General features: G+C 60.5%; 18 protein-coding genes. 3 read left to right on the top strand and 15 right to left on the bottom strand.

What is annotated here, in order from left to right; all coding sequences use genetic code 11:
- Nucleotide 1: 1 nt before the first annotated feature.
- Entirely contained in the window at nucleotides 2-1,111 is a 1,110-nt protein-coding gene (locus WH7805_RS09730; protein ID WP_006042902.1) for a histidinol-phosphate transaminase, read from the bottom strand.
- 94 nt (nucleotides 1,112-1,205) lie between these two features.
- Between WH7805_RS09730 and WH7805_RS09725 the strand changes: the two genes are divergently transcribed.
- The gene (locus WH7805_RS09725; RefSeq protein ID WP_006042901.1) at nucleotides 1,206-2,045 is read left to right on the top strand and encodes a pentapeptide repeat-containing protein; all 840 of its coding nucleotides are present in this window, start codon (nucleotides 1,206-1,208) and stop codon (nucleotides 2,043-2,045) included.
- Between the two features lie 10 nt (nucleotides 2,046-2,055).
- On the opposite strand, the gene WH7805_RS09720 is transcribed toward WH7805_RS09725, so the two are convergent.
- The 6 genes from WH7805_RS09720 to WH7805_RS09695 form a co-directional block, all read right to left on the bottom strand.
- Entirely contained in the window at nucleotides 2,056-4,353 is a 2,298-nt protein-coding gene (locus WH7805_RS09720; protein ID WP_006042900.1) for a type II secretion system protein GspD, read from the bottom strand.
- Nucleotides 4,354-4,443: 90 nt separating this feature from the next.
- Entirely contained in the window at nucleotides 4,444-5,190 is a 747-nt protein-coding gene (locus WH7805_RS09715) for a hypothetical protein (RefSeq protein WP_006042899.1), read from the bottom strand.
- Nucleotides 5,187-5,879, bottom strand: coding sequence for a PilN domain-containing protein (locus WH7805_RS09710; RefSeq protein ID WP_006042898.1), 693 nt, complete (start codon nucleotides 5,877-5,879; stop codon nucleotides 5,187-5,189). Before WH7805_RS09710 ends, WH7805_RS09715 begins: the two co-directional genes overlap by 4 nt.
- Entirely contained in the window at nucleotides 5,876-6,790 is a 915-nt protein-coding gene (locus WH7805_RS09705) for a hypothetical protein (RefSeq protein WP_006042897.1), read from the bottom strand. Before WH7805_RS09705 ends, WH7805_RS09710 begins: the two co-directional genes overlap by 4 nt.
- Nucleotides 6,791-6,838: 48 nt before the next feature.
- Entirely contained in the window at nucleotides 6,839-8,017 is a 1,179-nt protein-coding gene (locus tag WH7805_RS09700) for a quinone-dependent dihydroorotate dehydrogenase (protein WP_038004630.1), read from the bottom strand.
- 14 nt (nucleotides 8,018-8,031) lie between these two features.
- Nucleotides 8,032-8,757, bottom strand: a complete 726-nt coding sequence (locus WH7805_RS09695) for a ribonuclease H (protein ID WP_006042895.1) — start codon at nucleotides 8,755-8,757, stop codon at nucleotides 8,032-8,034.
- Between the two features lie 60 nt (nucleotides 8,758-8,817).
- On the opposite strand from WH7805_RS09695, the gene WH7805_RS09690 reads away from it, so the two are divergent.
- Nucleotides 8,818-9,510 (top strand): DUF3747 domain-containing protein, encoded by a 693-nt coding sequence (locus tag WH7805_RS09690; RefSeq protein WP_006042894.1) that lies wholly within the window; start codon nucleotides 8,818-8,820, stop codon nucleotides 9,508-9,510.
- A 247-nt stretch (nucleotides 9,511-9,757) separates the two neighbouring features.
- Here the strand turns inward: WH7805_RS09690 and rplL are convergent, their stop codons facing one another.
- From rplL to gloA, 8 genes are all read right to left on the bottom strand, one after another.
- Nucleotides 9,758-10,147: a 50S ribosomal protein L7/L12 gene (gene rplL / locus WH7805_RS09685; protein ID WP_006042893.1), complete on the bottom strand. Its 390-nt coding sequence runs from the start codon at nucleotides 10,145-10,147 to the stop codon at nucleotides 9,758-9,760.
- 47 nt (nucleotides 10,148-10,194) lie between these two features.
- On the bottom strand, nucleotides 10,195-10,722 hold the full coding sequence (rplJ, locus tag WH7805_RS09680) for a 50S ribosomal protein L10 (RefSeq protein WP_006042892.1): 528 nt from the start codon (nucleotides 10,720-10,722) through the stop codon (nucleotides 10,195-10,197).
- A gap of 241 nt (nucleotides 10,723-10,963) precedes the next feature.
- On the bottom strand, nucleotides 10,964-11,671 hold the full coding sequence (gene rplA / locus WH7805_RS09675) for a 50S ribosomal protein L1 (protein ID WP_006042891.1): 708 nt from the start codon (nucleotides 11,669-11,671) through the stop codon (nucleotides 10,964-10,966).
- Between the two features lie 80 nt (nucleotides 11,672-11,751).
- The gene (gene rplK / locus WH7805_RS09670; RefSeq protein ID WP_006042890.1) at nucleotides 11,752-12,177 is read right to left on the bottom strand and encodes a 50S ribosomal protein L11; all 426 of its coding nucleotides are present in this window, start codon (nucleotides 12,175-12,177) and stop codon (nucleotides 11,752-11,754) included.
- Between the two features lie 110 nt (nucleotides 12,178-12,287).
- Nucleotides 12,288-12,956, bottom strand: a complete 669-nt coding sequence (gene nusG / locus WH7805_RS09665; protein ID WP_006042889.1) for a transcription termination/antitermination protein NusG — start codon at nucleotides 12,954-12,956, stop codon at nucleotides 12,288-12,290.
- 63 nt (nucleotides 12,957-13,019) lie between these two features.
- Nucleotides 13,020-13,268, bottom strand: coding sequence for a preprotein translocase subunit SecE (secE, locus tag WH7805_RS09660; protein WP_038005335.1), 249 nt, complete (start codon nucleotides 13,266-13,268; stop codon nucleotides 13,020-13,022).
- 94 nt (nucleotides 13,269-13,362) lie between these two features.
- On the bottom strand, nucleotides 13,363-16,107 hold the full coding sequence (locus WH7805_RS09655) for an ATP-dependent Clp protease ATP-binding subunit (RefSeq protein WP_006042887.1): 2,745 nt from the start codon (nucleotides 16,105-16,107) through the stop codon (nucleotides 13,363-13,365).
- An 11-nt stretch (nucleotides 16,108-16,118) separates the two neighbouring features.
- On the bottom strand, nucleotides 16,119-16,520 hold the full coding sequence (gene gloA / locus WH7805_RS09650; RefSeq protein ID WP_006042886.1) for a lactoylglutathione lyase: 402 nt from the start codon (nucleotides 16,518-16,520) through the stop codon (nucleotides 16,119-16,121).
- 148 nt (nucleotides 16,521-16,668) lie between these two features.
- On the opposite strand from gloA, the gene eno reads away from it, so the two are divergent.
- Nucleotides 16,669-17,961, top strand: coding sequence for a phosphopyruvate hydratase (gene eno, locus WH7805_RS09645; RefSeq protein WP_006042885.1), 1,293 nt, complete (start codon nucleotides 16,669-16,671; stop codon nucleotides 17,959-17,961).
- The last annotated feature ends 12 nt before the right edge of the window (nucleotides 17,962-17,973 follow it).

The raw sequence follows: 17,973 nt of genomic DNA, 5'->3' as shown, positions 1-17,973 counted from the left end.
CTCACGCCAAGGGCTGATGCCGCAGAGCACCGCGCAGCGCCTGCAGGATCCGGCGATTGCCGCGGCGATCCTGAAGACCAATTCTCAGCCAGCGCTCCCCCAGGCCTTCGAAGGAACGGCAATCGCGCAGCAGCACGCCACGCTGGGCCACCTGTTCGCGCAACGCCAGCAATGACGCTTGGCCCTGCACAAGCAGATAGTTGGCGCTGGAGGGGCGTGGGTTGAGGCCAGAGAGCTGGCGCAGCTGGTGCTGCAACCAGGCACCCTCTTTGAGCACCCAATGCTGCACGCGCTGCTGCCAACGGGCTAAGCCTTGTTGGTCGGCCATCACAGCGGTGCCAGCGGCGAGCGCCAAACCATTCACCGGCCAGGGATCGCGCCACTGGCTCCACTGCTGCAACCGCTCAGGCGCAGCGATGGCATAACCCAGTCGCAACCCCGCCACCGCGAACAGCTTGGTGAGGCTGCGGATCACCACCAGGTTGGGGTATTCGGCTACGAGCGGTATCAACGTCTGCCGTTCACCCTCGGGCACCAGGGGCAGGAAAGCTTCATCGCAGATCACCAGGCGATGACGACCCAAGAGCGGCTCCAGGGACGCGCGGCTCCAGAGCTGCCCTGTGGGGTTGTGGGGATTGGTGATCCAAAGCACCTGAGCCTGGGCGTGCTGATCCATCAGCACCGGCCAAGGCTCGGCCCCCTGGCCGGACCAGCTCAGGTCCATAGGCAGGCCCTGAACCTCACCACCCCAACAGGCCAGAGCTCGGCGATAGTCAGCAAATCCTGGTTCCAGCAAGCCACTGAGACCACACGCCGCCGCATCACGGGCCGCCCAGGTGAACAGCTCGGCAGCGCCATTGCCAGGCAGCACCGCGTCAGCATCAATCCCATGCCAGGCCGCAATGGCCCCTCGCAGCTCGTTCTGGCTGCGGTCTGGATAATCACGCAAGGCACCACCACGGATGCCTCGTTCCAGAGCCCTAAGCAGAAGAGATGGAGGCCGAAACGGAACCAGGGAGGCGCTGGCATCCAGCAATTGCCCAGGCTTCAGGCCCATCCGAGCGGCTTCCTGACTGAGATTGCCGCCATGGGTCGGTGGTCTGGAGCCCAAAGCGACTTCCGAATACACAGATCCATCCTGCCCAGCAAGACTCGACGACGGGTGCAGACACCGATACAACCCGGGAGCTCGCTGAGCCCGCGTGATGCCTCGATCCACCTGCCGACTTCGCTGGGCACCTTGGGGCCTGATGCTTGGCACCGCGCTGGTGGTCCATGCGGAAGCACACGCCAATGAGTCCCTGATCAATGAGTCCCTGATCAAAGTGCTGCACGAGCGCAGTTGTGAGGGCTGCCGCCTCGCCGATGCCGATCTCGTGCACGCTGATTTGCGCGACGCCAACCTGCGCGACGCCAAATTGATGCGCGCCAACCTGGGCCAGGCCCAACTGGATGGGGCCGACCTCAGAAATGCAGATCTGAGTTTCACCAGCCTGCGCGGTGCCTCCCTGCGCGGGGCCGACCTCACCGGCAGCCGGCTGTACGGCACGGACTTACGGGATGCCGATCTGGCTGGAGCCACATTGAGCCCAAACGCGTTGGAAGAGGCCCACTGGCAAGGAGCGAAGGGGATTTCCAACGGTTCTCGCAGCCATGCTGCGCTTCACAACGCCGGTGTGGAAGCCTTCCAAGCTGGTCACTGGTCTGAAGCGGAACAACTGTTCAGCGATGCGATCCGCAGCAATCCTGAGGAACCCTTGAGCTGGGTGGCCCGAGGCATCAGCCGTAGCGAACAAGCCAAAGATGAGCTTGCGGCTGCTGATTTTCGCTATTCAGCAGCCCTTTATCAAAAGCTTGGAGCAGGAGCCTGGGCCACCAAGCTGACGTCCGCTGCCGATTCAGTGAGCAAGCGTCGCTTTGAGAGCGATGCACCGAACGAAGGGAAGGGGATGGGCGGCCAGTTCCTCCAGGGTGCGATGGCCAGCTTGCGCATGCTGGCGCCGATTGCAGCCAAAGCCTTGGTCCCACTAGGACTGGGGTTCTAAAAGCGCCCGCTCAGGAGCCGCTCATGACCTGCCGTGCGGCCGGGAGGCTCGGCCGGTATCCATATCCATAATTACCCCCTTGCGTGTCATCAATGATGCGTGGAGTCACGAGAATGACGAGCTCTCGCTTGGTGCGACTACCACCGGAGCTCCTGAAAAATTGCCCAATGAAAGGGATGTCGCCAAGGATGGGCCACTTGGTCACTGCCTGGACATCTGAATCTTGAATAACGCCGGTCAAAACAAGAGTCTGACCATCACGGACTCGAATCTTGCCGGTATCAAGCTCCCGACTGTTGATAAGACTTATGTTCCCACAATTCTCAATGACTCGTATACCTGTCTCAGCAGAAACCTCCGGGGACAAAGAAAAAGTAACAAAGCCATTGTCATCTATTCTATCAACCCGCGCGCCAAAAGTAAGGCCGGCATTTTTGAAGACTGGCTCGCAAAAAATATTCGCATTATCATCCTGCCTAACCCGATAAGATGTCACCAATCTCGTCCCAACAGACACAAGCGCCTCATTGGAGCGTGATCGGCCAACCTTTCCGTCAGAAGAAATCGACCTATCATCGGACCCAAGACTTTCATCATCCCCTTCTTGAATAATCAACGTGGGACTTGCTAAAACCTTGGTCGAAGATGATTGAATCTGAGCTCTCAGAAAATCAAAAAATTGATTAGCTGGATACTGAAATCGCGTGGGAGACTCAAAAGTAATCTTACCCTCTTCATCAACCTCACTCACACCAGGCTGAAGCGGATTTTGATTGGTTCCAAACCCAGGCCGAAAAGTACCACCGGGCACAGTTGGTGAACCTGGGAAAGGGAAGGGAGCTTGGGGCTGATCCAAAAAGGCATTCTCTTCCCGCAACGCCCCGGTCCCAGACAAGGGCGTCGTACCTTCCGCTGCACCAAATTGCCCAGGAAGACCACCTTGTGGACTACTAGGCGGCTTGAATGCACCAAAATTTGCAAGCAATTGACCTTGATCGCTGACGATAAAAGCGTTGCCAGAGCGGAAAGCAAAACTATTACTGATCTGAGAATCATTATCCAAAGCAATATCAAGAATGCGCACGCTTAAAGCCACCTGTCGTTGCCGAAGATCGATTTGCTTGAGATACCCCTCGGCAACAGCAACCAACTGAGAATCACCCACCAAGGTCACCGTCTGCAGCCTTAAATCAATGGTCACCACCAAGCCGCGCAAGGGTCCAGACGACGACCCGAAACTCTCGCTCAAGAGGGTTGTGGAGGATTGCTGAGATGTGGAATTACTGAGCTGCGCTGTCCCGACTGAAGCAGGTTCACCTCTCGTTGTCGTGATCGAGTTCGCGCGGTTATACGTGGCACCGAGATTACCCAGATATTGCGCAGCTGATTGAGCTTTTACCTGATTCAACCGAATCACCTTGGAAATCTGCGGCCCAAAAGTTTTAGACGCAGCTGATTTTCCCACCAGCAACGTGCGGCCGTCCAACTTGCCTTGCAAACCTGAAGCCAGCAGCACACCATTCAGGGCACGGGCATAACTCTCGTTCTGGAACGCCATCGACACCGGGGCTACCGACGACGGCTCCTCTGAACCACTGGCTGCCGAGTTATCCCCCACATACACAAACCCATACCCCCCTAAGCGCGCCAATGCCATCAAGGCATCTTTCGCCGGGGCATTATTCAAAGTGAGCGTCACCGGCGGTCCACTCACATTCACGAAGCTGCGGTTCTGCAGCACCATCGTGCCCACGGCCATATCGCCCAGCGGTGGGGCAACAGCACGGGGGCGCAGGGGTGGGGCGTAACGCGCCTGGGGCACACTGCCCGGGGTGTTCAGATCCAGGCGCCCCGTCTGCAGGGTGGGCGCTGTGGTCAGACCGTTGAACTGAAGAATCAGATTTCTGCCATCCGCACTCACCACCGGTTCCTGCAGCGTCTGCCCCGGCACCGGCACCACTTCCAATTGGTAGGTCTGCCCCGACCCACTGATCGCCACCTTGGCCAGGCTCGCGCCTGGATCGGCCAGTTGCTGGCCACCATTGCGCACCCCCGGCTGACCCTGGGTCTGTAGACGCCCCTCCCACACCCCGCCGTTGAGGCGCTGCTGCAGCACCGGCTGGGCACCAACACCCTCAACCACCACCTCCACACCGCTTGGGCCACGGCGGATGCGCAACGCCAGGGCACCCTGCGCCTGAACCTGACGGGAGACATTCTTCATCAACCCATCGAGTCCCCCCACATCGGCAGCCGAGAGGCCAGCCATCAACACGAGGGCCGTCAACCGGGAAGGAGAAAATCGCATACCCGGGCTGAAATGCCACACACCATGGGCGGATGGTATCGATCGAATCTCCTGCCAACCAGCCCTCAACAACGAGAACTCACCAGGAGTTCAGGAGGGCGCTGATTTCGCCTTTGGCTCAACCGGTTCAGTGGTTTTGTCGAAGAACGTCAGCTTCAGCTTCAGCCGGGTGCGTGGTGGTGCGGCAGGTTGTTGATCGTCTGCATCAGACGCTTGCGAAGCATCGTCAAGCGCTACGAGTTCCAGATCGCTGGGCTGAACCAGCAACTCCAACTGCTCCATCCGCCTCAGAAAGGAGAGCAAGCCGGGATAAGGGCCCTCCGCCTGAAGCAGAACCGCCGTTTTCTGATACCCGAGCTTGGCAAGGGGGTCCTTGGGAGCCGCCTGCTTGTTGCCTTTCCCCTGGGTGTTCCCTGGTGTGGAGGCTTTGTTCGTTGCCGCCGATGGGGCATCCGCAGACACTGCAGCCACAGGCTCATAGAGCGTGATTGCGACGCCGGTGGCAGCCGACTCGCGGCTGAGCCGAGCCAGAAACGTGTCGATCTCTCCCCGACCAGCCACCAGTTCAATGAGCAAGCTCTGCTGCTGCTGCGCTTGTTTCAAATCCACCTGGGTTTTGGTGCGCTGAAGCTTCAGCTGGGGCAGGGACGCCTCTTTGGCCTTCAAGTCGTCCATTCGTTGGCGCTGTTCCTCGATCACCCCCAGCCGCGGCCAAGCCATCCCGGTCAACAGCGCCCCAGCCAGCACCACCCCGAAGGCCGCAGGCACACCCACCAGGATCCGCCCCCGGCTGAACCGACGGCGCCAGACCGATTGATCCGGGCTGAGATTGGTCACAACGGCACCCCCTGCTGCTCGAGCAGCCGGTAGCGCTCTGCCAGTCCATCGGCCCCCAGAGCCTCCAACTGCTTGATCGACGGTCCCGCTTTGGGATCAAGCCCCCAGTCGAGACTGAAGTTCACCACCGGGGTGTCACCATCATCACGGGTGAGCTTGAGCACCTTCACACCGTCCGGCTTGGAGATGGGCAGGCGCGCCAAGGTGATGGCCAGAGCATTGATGCGCTCCAGAGGCCCCGGAGTGGTTCCCACGGCAGCCTTGCCAGAAATCTTGATCCGGTCGTTTTGAACCGACACGTCCTCCAGCTGGATGCCGGCAGGAGTGACACGCCGCAACTGCTCCAATAAGGGCGATCCTGCGGGGACCGCCACGAGTTGCTCCGCGATCTGAAGCGTGTCTTTTTTCAGAGAGGAGATCTTGCTTTTGTTGCTCTTGATCTGGCCTTCAAGCGAGCGGACCTGAGTTTCAAAAGGCAGCAGCGTCTCCAGCTCTCGCCGCTGACTGGACTCAATCCATCCCAGGGCCACCACAGAAACCAACGCCAAACCAACGGCCGCCCCCCCCAACAACGCACCCCGCAGCAACAGAGGCCCCTTGGGCATCAACGGTGGGGAGTCCTGGTGGAGACCAAACTCCAGGCGCCGTTCGCGCAACAGATCTGGCAAACGCTGCTGCTGGAGGCTCATGACGGCACCTCCGCTGGCGCCATCAGCGCCAGCCCCACCAGGGAAATTTCGGCATCCCCAAGCAATGGCCCCAGCTTGAGCGAGTCATGGCTGTCTCCCCAGCAGCCTCTCCACGAAGCGTCGGCAGTCACATACCAGCCCGGAAGGGCCATGGCTGCAGGCCCATCAGCACTGGCCTGCTTCATCCAGGCATCAACCAACCCCAGCACTTCCACGCGCAAGGCCGCCAGATCCCTGGCCTCCAGGACAACATCCAACTCAGGCCATCCACGCTCCAGCAGCAGGAGACGCCAGCTGCCGCCCTGCTCCACCAACCAGATCAAACGTTGCTGCAGGTCTAGCTCTTGCGAACATGCCAGCCCCCTCCAGGCGGCACAAAGCAGCCATTCAGCCCGGCGCACGCTGAGATCGGCCGAGGCCAAGGTGTCCAGCCAGGCCTGCAGCACCAAGCGCTCCATACCCACCACCATCACTGACTCCGTGCTGGCGTCAGGCAGCAGGTCCAGGTAACTCTCCTGCAGCGAAAAAGACCAACCCAGATCTGGGCCAAGCGCCCGCAGATCATCACCGTTGCTGAGCGTGGCCGCCGCCACTCCCTGAAGCAGCCGCCACTGGCAGCACGGCAGGGGCAGTAGCAACTCCACCTCCACCTGGGCTGCCACCAATCCCTGATCCAGCAGCAGATCAGCCAGGGTGTCACCCAGCACCTCGCGCTGCAAGGGAACCCCTGCGCGTACGAGATCCTGGGGAAGCGGGACGCTGGTGACTTGCTGCTCTCCCTGCAAGCTCCAGGTGAGTGTGAGGGCATCGTCAGATGGAGCCAGCACGACCCGCACGGGATCCAGCAGGGCCTGGACCTGACGCATCCAGCCCACAAGGGCAGGAAAGCGATCGCTCAGTCCTGCCAGCACTACGTCCCCCCCACTGGCGTCATTAACGATCTGCCGGAAGGGTATCGGCTAGCGCCAAGGGGCGCCGCTCCCCACAGCCTCACTGATGTGGCGGAATCCATGGCGGTCCAGCTGCAGCAGCAGTCCATCCAAAACCCGGGGCACCAGATCGGGGCCTTCATAAATCCAACCCGTGTACAGCTGGACCAGGGACGCACCAGCCGTGATCCGCTCCCAGGCCGCTTCCGGCGTGCTGATTCCACCCACACCGACCAGGGGAAGCGCGGGTCCAGCGGTGGCGCGTAGCCGCCGCAACACTTCCAAAGCCCGTCGACGCAAGGGATCGCCGCTGAGGCCACCAGCCTCCTCCGCCAGGGAGCGCCCGGTCTGAGCGAGCACACGCTGCTCCAGACCGAGACGATCCAGGCTCGTGTTCACGGCGATCACCCCCGCAAGTCCCTCCTCATAGGCAAGGCGAGCCAGACCATCAATGGCGTCATCCTCCAGATCGGGGGCGATCTTCACAAGCAGGGGCGGGCAGCCGGCCAAACGGCGCAGACGCTCCACCAGGCGCCGTAGTTGCGAGGCGTCCTGCAAATCCCTCAGGCCTGGGGTATTCGGAGAACTGACATTGATCACGGCGTAATCCGCCTGGGGTGCCAGCAGCTCCAACGACGACGCATAGTCGTCGGCAGCCTGATCGAGGGGCGTGATTTTGGACTTGCCGAAATTGATCCCCAGCACCGCGGGGCGCTGACCGCGGGCCGGCAGAGCTTGACGCAACAGGGTGCGGCGCAGCACCTCAGCACCACCATTGTTGAATCCCATGCGATTCAAAGCGGCCCGCTCCTGGGCCAGCCGGAACAGCCGCGGCCGCGGATTGCCTGGTTGCCCGTGCCAGGTGACGGTTCCCACTTCTGCAAAGCCAAACCCGAAGCGATCCCACACCCCGGCGGCAACACCGTTCTTGTCGAAACCAGCCGCCAGACCCACTGGATTGCTGAAGCGGCAGCCGAACAGCACCTGTTCCAGGCGCAAATCTTTGCGTTGAAGCTCTGTACTGATCCCCTCCAGTACTCCCGAGACCCCTGGCCATCGACGCCTGAGGCTGAGCTGGGCGAGAGCCTGCAGGGCCGCACGACTGAGCTGTTCGGCATCAAGGCCCTCATCGTTGGCAAGCACAGGGCCCAGCCAGCGGCGATAGAAACCTGCGGTGGACAACGCCCCGGACGATGACGACTGGGCCATCTGGTTTCCTGCTTCTATCTCGATCCTGCCTCGGCACGCCGCAAACGCCAGCGATCGCCTTTGATCGGTTCCACCATCCAGTCGCGCCAACGCCACGGCTGCTGGCGTTCCAGCAAATTGGTGAGGGGTTGTTCCACCAACTGAGCGAGCTCGACGGCCGTGAGCGTGAAACCACCGCTGGCCAACCGATCCGCCAGCTCCAGGCGCGTAAGCAACGTGCGCAGGGGCTCCGGTGCCGGATCCAGGGATTGGCTCTGCGCAGCAGCACGCAGCGGGGGGCTTCCCCCCTTCGAGTAAGCCACAGCGATGGCATCCACCCGGTCGTTATCGGGATCACCGCTATGTCCCTTCACATACGTGAGCGGCACATCGGGCAGGCGTGCTGCATCCAGGGCCTGCCAAAGGTCTTGGTTGAGCACGGGCTTACCGGCCGCCGTCTTCCAGCCTTTGCGCTTCCATCCGGCCATCCAGGACCCAAGCCCATCGATCAGATATTTGCTGTCGGTCCGCAAGGTGAGATCGGGATGGCGCGGCAGCCCCGCCAAGCGCTCCAGAACAGCGAGGGCGGCCTGCAGCTCCATACGGTTGTTGGTGGTGGCTGGCTCAGCCCCACCAAATTCCTCCACACTGCCGTCTTCAAAACGAATCAACGCACCCCAGCCTCCCGGACCCGGGTTGCCGCTGCAGGCTCCGTCGGTGGCCGCTGCGACAACCCGTCCTCTGCGATCGCCATCAGCCATTTGTCACCCCACCCTGTGTTCGGTAGAACACGGTTCTTGAACACCCAGGAGGTCTGGGCCATGAGCCGAACCTACTTCCGCTGGACTGCCATGGCGGCAACCGCCCTGGGGCTGATCGGTCTGGGTGCAGGAGGTCCCGGCTTGACCCGAGCCTTGTTCGACAGCAGCCCCTTGAAGCAGGAGCGCTTCGCGATCCTGGCCCAGGCCGTAGGGAACAGCCGCTGGAAACTACTGGTGCTGGAGCAGATCAAGGCCCGTCCCTTGTGCTGGGAAGAACGCGAGGACGGTCTGATCAAACCCTCCTTGAATGAGTTCAACTTCAGCGGAATCTGCAGCCGCTATCTCGATAGCAACGGTTACTCCTTGCGCACAGGAGGCGCTGATTCCGATAAGCGCTATCGCCTGAAGCTGGAGCAGTCTGGCAACAGACTTGTGCTTGTGGCCCTGGAACCCGATCGTGGCGAGAGCACGATCGTGGCGCGGGCTAATCAGATTCAAAGGGACAAAAACGCATTTGTGAAGTTGACCCTGTCACCAGGGTGGTCTCTGGAGCGTCGGGCCTACAAGGGCCGCACCCTGAGCCACGTTTATTTCGCCAATTCCAAGTCGATGCCGACGCTCATGGCCCAAGGTGGTCGTAGCCCCGTCTTCTCGGCAAGTCTGCCCAGCGCTCCAGGCTTACCTCAAGCAGGAGGCAGGATGCAGGGAGCGCGGGGACCGATCCGGCTGGAGGTGATTCCCTTCCGTCCGTGACGCGAGGACAGTTGAGAGAGCGCCCTCCCCAAGCAAGACAGTGCCAGGATCACTTCTTATCTTGCGTGAGTGTGAGGAGTGCTAAGCGCCTCTTCAGGGTCGAAACAAGGACAGACTCCTGCAACGCGTTTCACTTCAGAGCTCTGCCTTCGGCAGGGCTCTTTTTTTTGACAACAAAAAAACCGACCCAAGGGTCGGTTGAGTGTGATGGATGGTTGGCATCCCGAAAGACGCCAACCCGAAGAGATCACTTGAGAGTGACCTTTCCGCCCACCTCTTCGATGGCCTTTTTGAGGGCCTCGGCTTCGTCCTTGGACACGCCTTCTTTGATGGCCTTGGGTGCTGCCTCGACCATGGCCTTGGCATCACCAAGACCCAGGCCGGTGGCCTCGCGCACAGCCTTGAGGACCTTGATCTTGGATGAAGCTTCAAAGCTCTCCAACACAACATCAAATTCGGTCTTCTCTTCAGCGGCCTCACCACCGCCAGCAGCGGCGCCAGGAGCCGCCATCACCACACCAGCAGATGCGGCAGCGGACACACCGAAAGCTTCCTCGATCTGCTTGACAAGCTCGGAAGCCTCAAGCAGCGAGAGAGTTTTCAGTGATTCGAGGATTTCGTCGGTTTTTGCAGACATGGATGGGAATCAGCAACAGATCAGAGAAACAGTCGAGTCGAAGACGATCAGCCTTCGCCGGATTCGGCGTGCTGCTTGAGCGCCCGAGCAAGACCGGAGGGAACCTCGTTGATACCGACAGCCACCTTGGTGGCCACGGCATTGATTGCACCTGCGATCTGCGCCATGAGAGCTTCCTTGGAGGGAAGATCGCCAATGGCCTTGATCTCGTCCTGAGACAGGAGCTTGCCTTCGAAAAGGCCGCCCTTGGTTTCAGATTTTTTGGTGTCCTTCTGGAAAGCCTGAACGGCCTTCACTGCACCGCCCACATCCCCTTTGACAAGGACAAAAGCGTTGGTGCCGGAGAGAAGGGAATCAAGGTTTGACCAAGCACTGTCACCATCAATGGCACGACGCATCAAGGTGTTTTTGGTCACCTTGCACACACCGTTGGCTGCCTGCAGACGGGTCCGCAGATCAGACATTTCCTTGATGGAGAGGCCCTGATAATCCAGGACCAGTGCCATTTCGGCCTCACCGAGGAGCTGCTTGAGCTCTTCGACGATCTGTTGCTTGCTCTCCAGAGTGCGGCCCATAGGAATTGGATCGGATCGGGGGAACAAGCTGGGCACGCGGCCGGTCAGTGCTTCCCGAATGGGAAGACGAGGCCGCGTGTCGATCCAATCCCTAAGGGAGCAAAATCGTCGCGTTTGCCTCGGCAGGACTTATGCAATCAGACCTGTTCCTAAGAACCGGATGATGCAACCTGCTGTCTCAGGCCGGGTACGTACCCGTGGACTGGCAAATGCCAGTCCAATAAATTACATCACCGCCTGATCAGGCATCTTTGTTGATGTCTTGGAGTGCCGAAATATCCACTTCGACGGATGGGCCCATCGTGGACGTCACGTAGAGGCTCTTCCAGTAACGCCCCTTGGCCCCACTCGGCTTGTTGCGGTCGATGGTCTCCTGAAGCGTCTTGAGATTATCGAGCAGGTTGACCTCTGAAAAACTGGCCTTACCGAAGCGCACATGCACAATCCCTGTGCGATCGGCACGAAATTCCAGCTTGCCGGCCTTGAATTCGTTAATCGCTGATGCGAGGTCTGTGGTGACCGTTCCGGCCTTGGGATTCGGCATCAAACCCCGAGGACCGAGCACTCGACCCAACTTGGCCACTTTGGGCATCATGTCGGGGGTGGCGATCAGCAGGTCGAAATTCATTTCGCCCTTGCTGATGGTTTCCACCAGGTCCTCATCACCGGCAAGTTCTGCACCGGCAGCCTTGGCCTCTGCAACTTTTTCACCCCTGGTGATCACCGCGATCCGTACGGTCTGACCAGTGCCGTGGGGCAATGCCACCGTGGTGCGCAGCTGCTGGTCGGTGTACTTAGGGTCAATCCCAAGACGCGCGTGCGCCTCAACAGTCTCGTCGAACTTGGCAGTGGCGTTCTCCTTGACCAGCTTGATGGCTTCAAGCGGTTCATAGGCCCGTTCCTCGATCTTGTTGACGAGGCCGGCCAGGCGTTTGGATGTTTTAGGCATGGCAGATATGGGGTGCAGGCGACCGCTGGGTCTCCCCCGAAAAAGGACAGTTGAAGCAGAGAGAACTGGCGCCGTGGGCGTCAGTCGGTGACGGCGACGCCCATGTTGCGGGCGGTGCCTTCGATGATGCGCATGGCCGACTCAACGCTGGTGCAGTTGAGATCGGGCAGTTTGGTTTTGGCGATCTCCTCAAGCTGAGAGCGATTGATGGAGCCGACATTCCCCTTGGCGGACTCACCGGATCCTTTGTCGATCCCGGCGGCTTTGGTGATCAGCACCGAGGCGGGAGGCGTCTTGGTGATGAAGGTGAAGCTGCGGTCTTCGAAAACCGAGATCTCCACCGGGATCACAAATCCGGCCTTGTCCTGGGTGCGGGCGTTGTACTCCTTGCAAAACGCCATGATGTTGACCCCGTGCTGACCGAGGGCAGGGCCTACGGGTGGTGCGGGGTTGGCTTTGCCGGCCTGAAGGGCCAGCTTGATGACTGCTGTGACTTTCTTGGCCATCGGCGGACGGAGTTGTACATCTGCGGATCACCTGACCCTCGGGCCAGATGCGGCGGAGCGGAAACCACTCCTAGGGCCGCCCTCCGCAGGGAGACGGCCGCCGCAACGACTCAGTTCTGCTTGCTCACCTGGGAAAACTCGAGCTCCACAGGTGTTTCCCGACCGAAGATCGACAGCAGGGCCTTGAGCTTGCTGCGCTCGCCGGATACTTCAATCACTTCGCCCTGGAAATCCTTGAACGGACCAGCTGTCACCAGGATCTGATCACCCTCGGTGAGATCAACCTTGACCACGGTTTTCTTCTCTGCCGCCCGCTTGAAGATGCGATCCACCTCGGAACGACTGAGGGGTCGAGGCTTGATGTGACCACGGGCCTTGCCAGTGGCACGACGATCTTCCGCACCCACGAAATTGATCACATTCGGGGTACTGCGCACAGCCATCATCGTGTCTTCGTCGAGCACCATGCGCACCAGCACATAGCCAGGGAAGACCTTCTCCTCTGTGGACTGCCTGCTGCCGTCCTTCTTGACCTTCACCGCAGGCGTTTCCGGAATCTCGATTTCCAGAATCCTGTTGCTCACCCCGAGAGTGACGGCCCTCTGCTCCAGCGTGGCTTTCACCTTCTTCTCACAACTGGATGCCACCTGAACTGCGTACCAACGGGCGATACCGGTGCGAACGGCAGGAGTCTCAAGAGTTCCTTCCTCGCCATCATTCGGAGCCGGAAGATCCAGTACTTCACTGGTATCCGACTGGCTGAGATCAAGATCAGACACGGGGCAGGATGAGAAGAACAGAACGTCGAAACGGATCGTCGCCGTGGGCCATGAAGCAGCCGATCAACGGAACACCTGAGAGGCAGCCCAGCCGTAAAAACGACTCAGCGCAGCGATGGCAGCCGCTGACAGGCTCACCATCAGAATCACTGCGATCGACTCACTGAACAACTGCTGCCGGCTAGGCCAGACAACAAGCTTCAGCTCCTCGTAGGTCGCAGGAAAAAATCCACCTTTCTTTTCCGGCTGATCAGAGCCGGATGGAACCGGTGACTTGGCTGCTGCAGTGTCCTCGGAGGTTGGCGTTGTCACGGAGTCGCTGGGCACGGTGTCGTTGGGCCAGTGCTGACGCAGGCTCAGACGGCACGTGGCAGCAAACAAAGATCCTACCGGACGCCTTTAAAGCTCATCCCGGCTCGAAACGGAAAGGATCAGCAACAGAGGTTCCCGCCAGCACATGCACAACTTGCGCACCATTAAAACGGTCCCCTAGCAGTTCCGTCGCAAGGGGATTTTCCAACCGGCGACGGAGCACGCGGCGCAGAGGCCTGGCACCGTACTCAGGCTCGTAGCCGAGGGTCACGAGACCATCGATCACCGCGTCATCCACCTGCAGGTCCAGTCCCTGCTCCCTAAGAAGACTGGATAGATCCGCCAATTGCAGACGCACGATCCGGCTGAGATCTTGCTGATCAAGCGGTCGAAACCGAATCACCTCATCGATGCGGTTGAGAAATTCAGGCCGGAAGTGGCTGCTGAGCGCTTCATCCACCGCTGCATCCAATGACGGGGATGCGTCCTGAGCCTCTGAATCCCGACCCGAGCGCGCAGCCTCGAGGATGGCCCGACTGGCGAGATTGCTGGTCATCACCACCACCGTGTGGCGGAAATCAACGGTCCGTCCCTGGGAATCACTGAGCCGGCCGTCATCCAGCACCTGCAGGAGCACATTGAAGACATCCGGATGGGCCTTCTCCACTTCATCAAGCAGCAGTAAGGCATAAGGACGACGCCGCACGGCCTCCGTGAGTTGACCACCCTCCTCGTATCCCACATAGCCAGGAGGGGCACCAAGCAAGCGGGCCACGGCGTTGCGCTCCATGAATTCACTCATGTCGAGACGCACCATCGCCTCCTCCTCATCAAAGAGTTGACCCGACAGGGCCTTCGCCAGTTCGGTCTTGCCTACACCGGTCGGACCCAGGAAAAGGAAGGACCCCACCGGCCGGCGCCGATCCTTCATCCCGGCACGAGCCCTGCGGATCGCAGCAGCCACAGCCTGCACCGCCTCCGGTTGCCCGATCACCCGCTCCTGCAGACGCTGATCCAGCTCCAGCAGTTTCTGGCGCTCACCAGCCAGCAGTCGCTGGACCGGGATCCCGGTCCAGCGGGCCACCACATCGGCAATGTCCGCGGCTTCCACCTGTTCCCGCAGCAGGGCGGTGCCGGTGGCCTGAGCATCACTGAGGGACTGCTCGAGGTCATTGCGGCGCTGCTGGAGTCGATGCAGCTGGTCGTATTGAAGACGGGCAGCCTCTTCCAGATCTCCCTGGCGCTCGGCCTCGGCGATGGCATGGCGCAGATCCTCATCTTCTTGCAACAGCTGGCGCAGCTCTTCCAGCTGCCCCCGTTCAGCCTGCCAACGCTCTCGTAAGCGGGACAAATGCGTTGTGGCCTCCAGTCGTTGACGCTGCAGTTGAACGCGTTCGGCCTCAGGGGCCTGTTCTGCGGCAAGCACCGACAACTCCAGCCGCCGCAGCTCCATCTCGGCGTCCTCCACCACCTGAGGCTTGGAGGTCACATCCATCTTGAGCTGCGCAGCCGCCTCATCGATCAGATCGATCGCCTTGTCGGGCAGACAGCGATCGCTGATGTAACGGTCGGCCAGCCGAGCAGCTGCTGTCACCGCGTCATCCGTGATCGTGACGCCGTGGTGCAGCTCATAGCGCTCCTTCACCCCCCGGAGAATCTCGATGCTGTGATCAATGGAAGGCTCCGCGATGGGCACCTGTTGAAAACGCCTGTTCAATGCAGGGTCTTTCTCAACGGTGCGCCGATAATCCTCAGGGGTCGTGGCGGCAATACAGCGCAGATCACCCCGCGCCAGCGCAGGCTTGAGAAGGCTGCCGGCATCAGCACTGTTGCGGTCACTGTTGACCACGGTGTGCAGTTCATCAATAAACAGCACCACTCCCGCTTCCGGATCACTGACCTCCTGCAACACCTCACGCAGGCGCTCCTCAAATTGGCCACGGAACTTGGCACCGGCGATCAGCGCCCCAGAATCGAGGGCCACAAGCCGCAGACCCTGAAGCGATTCAGGCACCTCACCGGCCACCATGCGCTGGGCCAACAATTCGGCAATCGCCGTTTTTCCCACACCCGGAGCACCGATCAGCACAGGGTTGTTCTTGCCGCGGCGAGAGAGCACCTTGATCAAGCTGCGGATCTCGGCATCCCGACCCACCACTGGATCCAGCTTGCCGTCGGCAGCTTCCGCTGTGAGATCCCGGCCGAACCGCTCAAGGGCTGTTGCCTCAGCGGCAGAGACCGGCTCAGGCATGGCTTCGGTCGTCTGGGCAGACGCTGGCAACGGTGCAGGAGCAGGCGGCGGCACAGGAGGGGAGGGAACCTGAGATGACGACACCTTTGAAGGGGATTGGATCTTCACTGGGCCAGGGTCCGGGGCCCTGCGCAGCTCAACCTCCAGACGATCCGGCGTCAGTCCGAAACGGGAGAAAAGATCTTCACCAATTCGCGGATCACGACCGATCGCAATCATCAAGTGGGACAGATCAATCAGGCGAGAGCCCCAAAGCCCCCGCACACGATCTGCTGACTCCAACAACCGTTCGAGATCTTCCCCGATAAACAGATCCTGGCCCCGGGCGGTGGGTTGCTCGGCAAGAAAGGATTCGAGCTGATCAAGAAGACGATCGCAGGGAAGAGAAAGGCCATCCACCTCAGCCTGATAACGAGGATCGACGAACAGCACTTGGAGCAGATGCTCCACATCGAGATCTCCGTGGCGCCAACGCCTCGCCACATCCTGAGAGCTGAGCAACAGATCCCAGGCCTGATCGCTGAAACGTTCAGGCTCGGCAGTCAGGCTGGCTGGAGGCTGGGGGTTGCCTTCGAATGCAGAAGTCATCAAGCGGTGGCTCAGGCAGACGTGGAACGGGACGACAGCTCAATCAGCTCGATCTTGTATCCATCGGGATCTTCCACGAAGGCGATCACGGTGCTGCCGTGCTTCATCGGGCCTGGTTCGCGAACGACACGACCACCCTGGCCCGCAATCCCCGCACAGGTTGCCTGGATGTCGTCCACGCCCAAGGCGATATGTCCATAGCCACTGCCGAGGTCGTACTCGGCTGTATCCCAATTGTGGGTGAGCTCAAGGACCGTGGACTCCGACTCATCCCCATAACCGACGAAAGCAAGAGTGAAGCGGCCGCCGGGATAGTCCTTGCGCCTCAGCAACCGCATGCCCAAAACGTCGGTGTAAAAGGCCAGAGAACGCTCGAGATCGCCCACCCGGAGCATGGTGTGCAGCATGCGCATCGACAGGTTTAGCGGCTCCTCACCAGCATGGTGCATTGCCTTGGTTGGCGGAAGCGCGTGCAGGGACGCTTGCCTTTCGTGCCGGAGGGCACAGTTGCAGTGAGCAGGGCGCCCCATAGGATCCCCCCCAGTCTTCGATTCACCGCACGTGTTCGATTCCCTCGACCTCGTCATCGATACCATCGTGGCCCGTGAGGTGCTCGACTCCCGCGGCAACCCAACCGTGGAGGCGGAAGTTCTCCTGGAGGGCGGTGCCAGCGGCAGGGCGATCGTCCCCAGCGGTGCCAGCACAGGGGCCCATGAAGCCCATGAACTGCGCGATGGCGGCGATCGCTACATGGGCAAGGGCGTCATTCAGGCCGTGAACCACATTGAAGAGCGCATCGCTCCGGCGCTCTGCGGCCTATCAGCACTGGACCAGGCCGCCGTGGACGCCGCCATGCTGGAACTTGATGGCAGCGACAACAAGTCGTCCCTGGGTGCCAACGCCATCCTTGCGGTGAGTATGGCCAATGCCCGCGCTGCAGCCAACGGTCTGGGACTGCCCCTTTACCGCTATCTGGGCGGTCCGATGGCCACCCTGCTGCCCGTTCCCTTGATGAACGTGATCAACGGGGGCGCTCACGCAGCCAACAGCCTGGACTTCCAGGAATTCATGCTGGTTCCCCATGGTGCCCCCAGTTTCCGCGAAGCCCTGCGTATGGGAACCGAGGTGTTCCATACCCTCAAGGGACTGCTCAATGACAAGGGAATGAGCACCTCGGTGGGAGATGAAGGCGGTTTTGCTCCAGACCTGGGCAACGTGGAAGCCGGCGAAATCCTGGTCGAGGCCATCGAGAAAGCCGGTTACAAACCTGGAGAGCAAATCTCCCTGGCTCTGGATGTGGCCAGCACCGAGTTCTTCGCCGATGGGCGCTACGCCTTTGATGGCGGAAGCTTCAACAGCGAGGAGATGGTGGGTCAGCTGGAGCAGCTTGTTGAAAAGTTCCCGATCGTGTCGATCGAAGATGGCCTTGCTGAAGACGACTGGGAGGGCTGGAAACTGCTTACCGAGCGCCTCGGCGCCAAGGTGCAGTTGGTGGGGGACGATCTGTTCGTGACCAATACCAAACGACTGCAACAGGGCATCGACAGCAGCACCGCCAATTCGATCCTGATCAAAGTGAACCAAATCGGATCACTCACCGAAACCCTGCAAGCGATCGATCTCGCCGGCCGCTCGGGTTACACCAGTGTGATCAGTCATCGCAGTGGCGAAACGGAAGACACCACCATCGCCGATCTGTCTGTTGCCACCCGCGCCGGTCAGATCAAGACGGGCTCTCTCAGCCGCAGTGAGCGAGTGGCCAAATACAACCAGCTCCTGCGCATTGAAGACGAACTGGGCAGTCAGGCCGTGTATGCCGGTGCCGTTGGTCAGGGGCCACGCGGAAAGGCCTGAGTCGCTGATGAA

Origin of the sequence: Synechococcus sp. WH 7805 (assembly GCF_000153285.1) — a bacterium.
In the GTDB taxonomy this organism is placed as follows: domain Bacteria; phylum Cyanobacteriota; class Cyanobacteriia; order PCC-6307; family Cyanobiaceae; genus Synechococcus_C.
Note: the sequence above shows the minus strand (reverse complement) of the source record. Positions and strands in the feature narration are given on the sequence as shown.

Coding starts and splice junctions, on each gene's coding strand:
- WH7805_RS09725 (WP_006042901.1), top strand. CDS start 1,206: ATGCCTCGATCCACCTGCCGACTTCGCTGGGCACCTTGGGGCCTGATG.
- WH7805_RS09720 (WP_006042900.1), bottom strand. CDS start 4,353: ATGCGATTTTCTCCTTCCCGGTTGACGGCCCTCGTGTTGATGGCTGGC.
- WH7805_RS09710 (WP_006042898.1), bottom strand. CDS start 5,879: ATGAGCCTCCAGCAGCAGCGTTTGCCAGATCTGTTGCGCGAACGGCGC.
- WH7805_RS09700 (WP_038004630.1), bottom strand. CDS start 8,017: ATGGCCCAGTCGTCATCGTCCGGGGCGTTGTCCACCGCAGGTTTCTAT.
- WH7805_RS09695 (WP_006042895.1), bottom strand. CDS start 8,757: ATGGCTGATGGCGATCGCAGAGGACGGGTTGTCGCAGCGGCCACCGAC.
- WH7805_RS09690 (WP_006042894.1), top strand. CDS start 8,818: ATGAGCCGAACCTACTTCCGCTGGACTGCCATGGCGGCAACCGCCCTG.
- rplL (WP_006042893.1), bottom strand. CDS start 10,147: ATGTCTGCAAAAACCGACGAAATCCTCGAATCACTGAAAACTCTCTCG.
- rplJ (WP_006042892.1), bottom strand. CDS start 10,722: ATGGGCCGCACTCTGGAGAGCAAGCAACAGATCGTCGAAGAGCTCAAG.
- rplA (WP_006042891.1), bottom strand. CDS start 11,671: ATGCCTAAAACATCCAAACGCCTGGCCGGCCTCGTCAACAAGATCGAG.
- rplK (WP_006042890.1), bottom strand. CDS start 12,177: ATGGCCAAGAAAGTCACAGCAGTCATCAAGCTGGCCCTTCAGGCCGGC.
- WH7805_RS09655 (WP_006042887.1), bottom strand. CDS start 16,107: ATGACTTCTGCATTCGAAGGCAACCCCCAGCCTCCAGCCAGCCTGACT.
- gloA (WP_006042886.1), bottom strand. CDS start 16,520: ATGCGCATGCTGCACACCATGCTCCGGGTGGGCGATCTCGAGCGTTCT.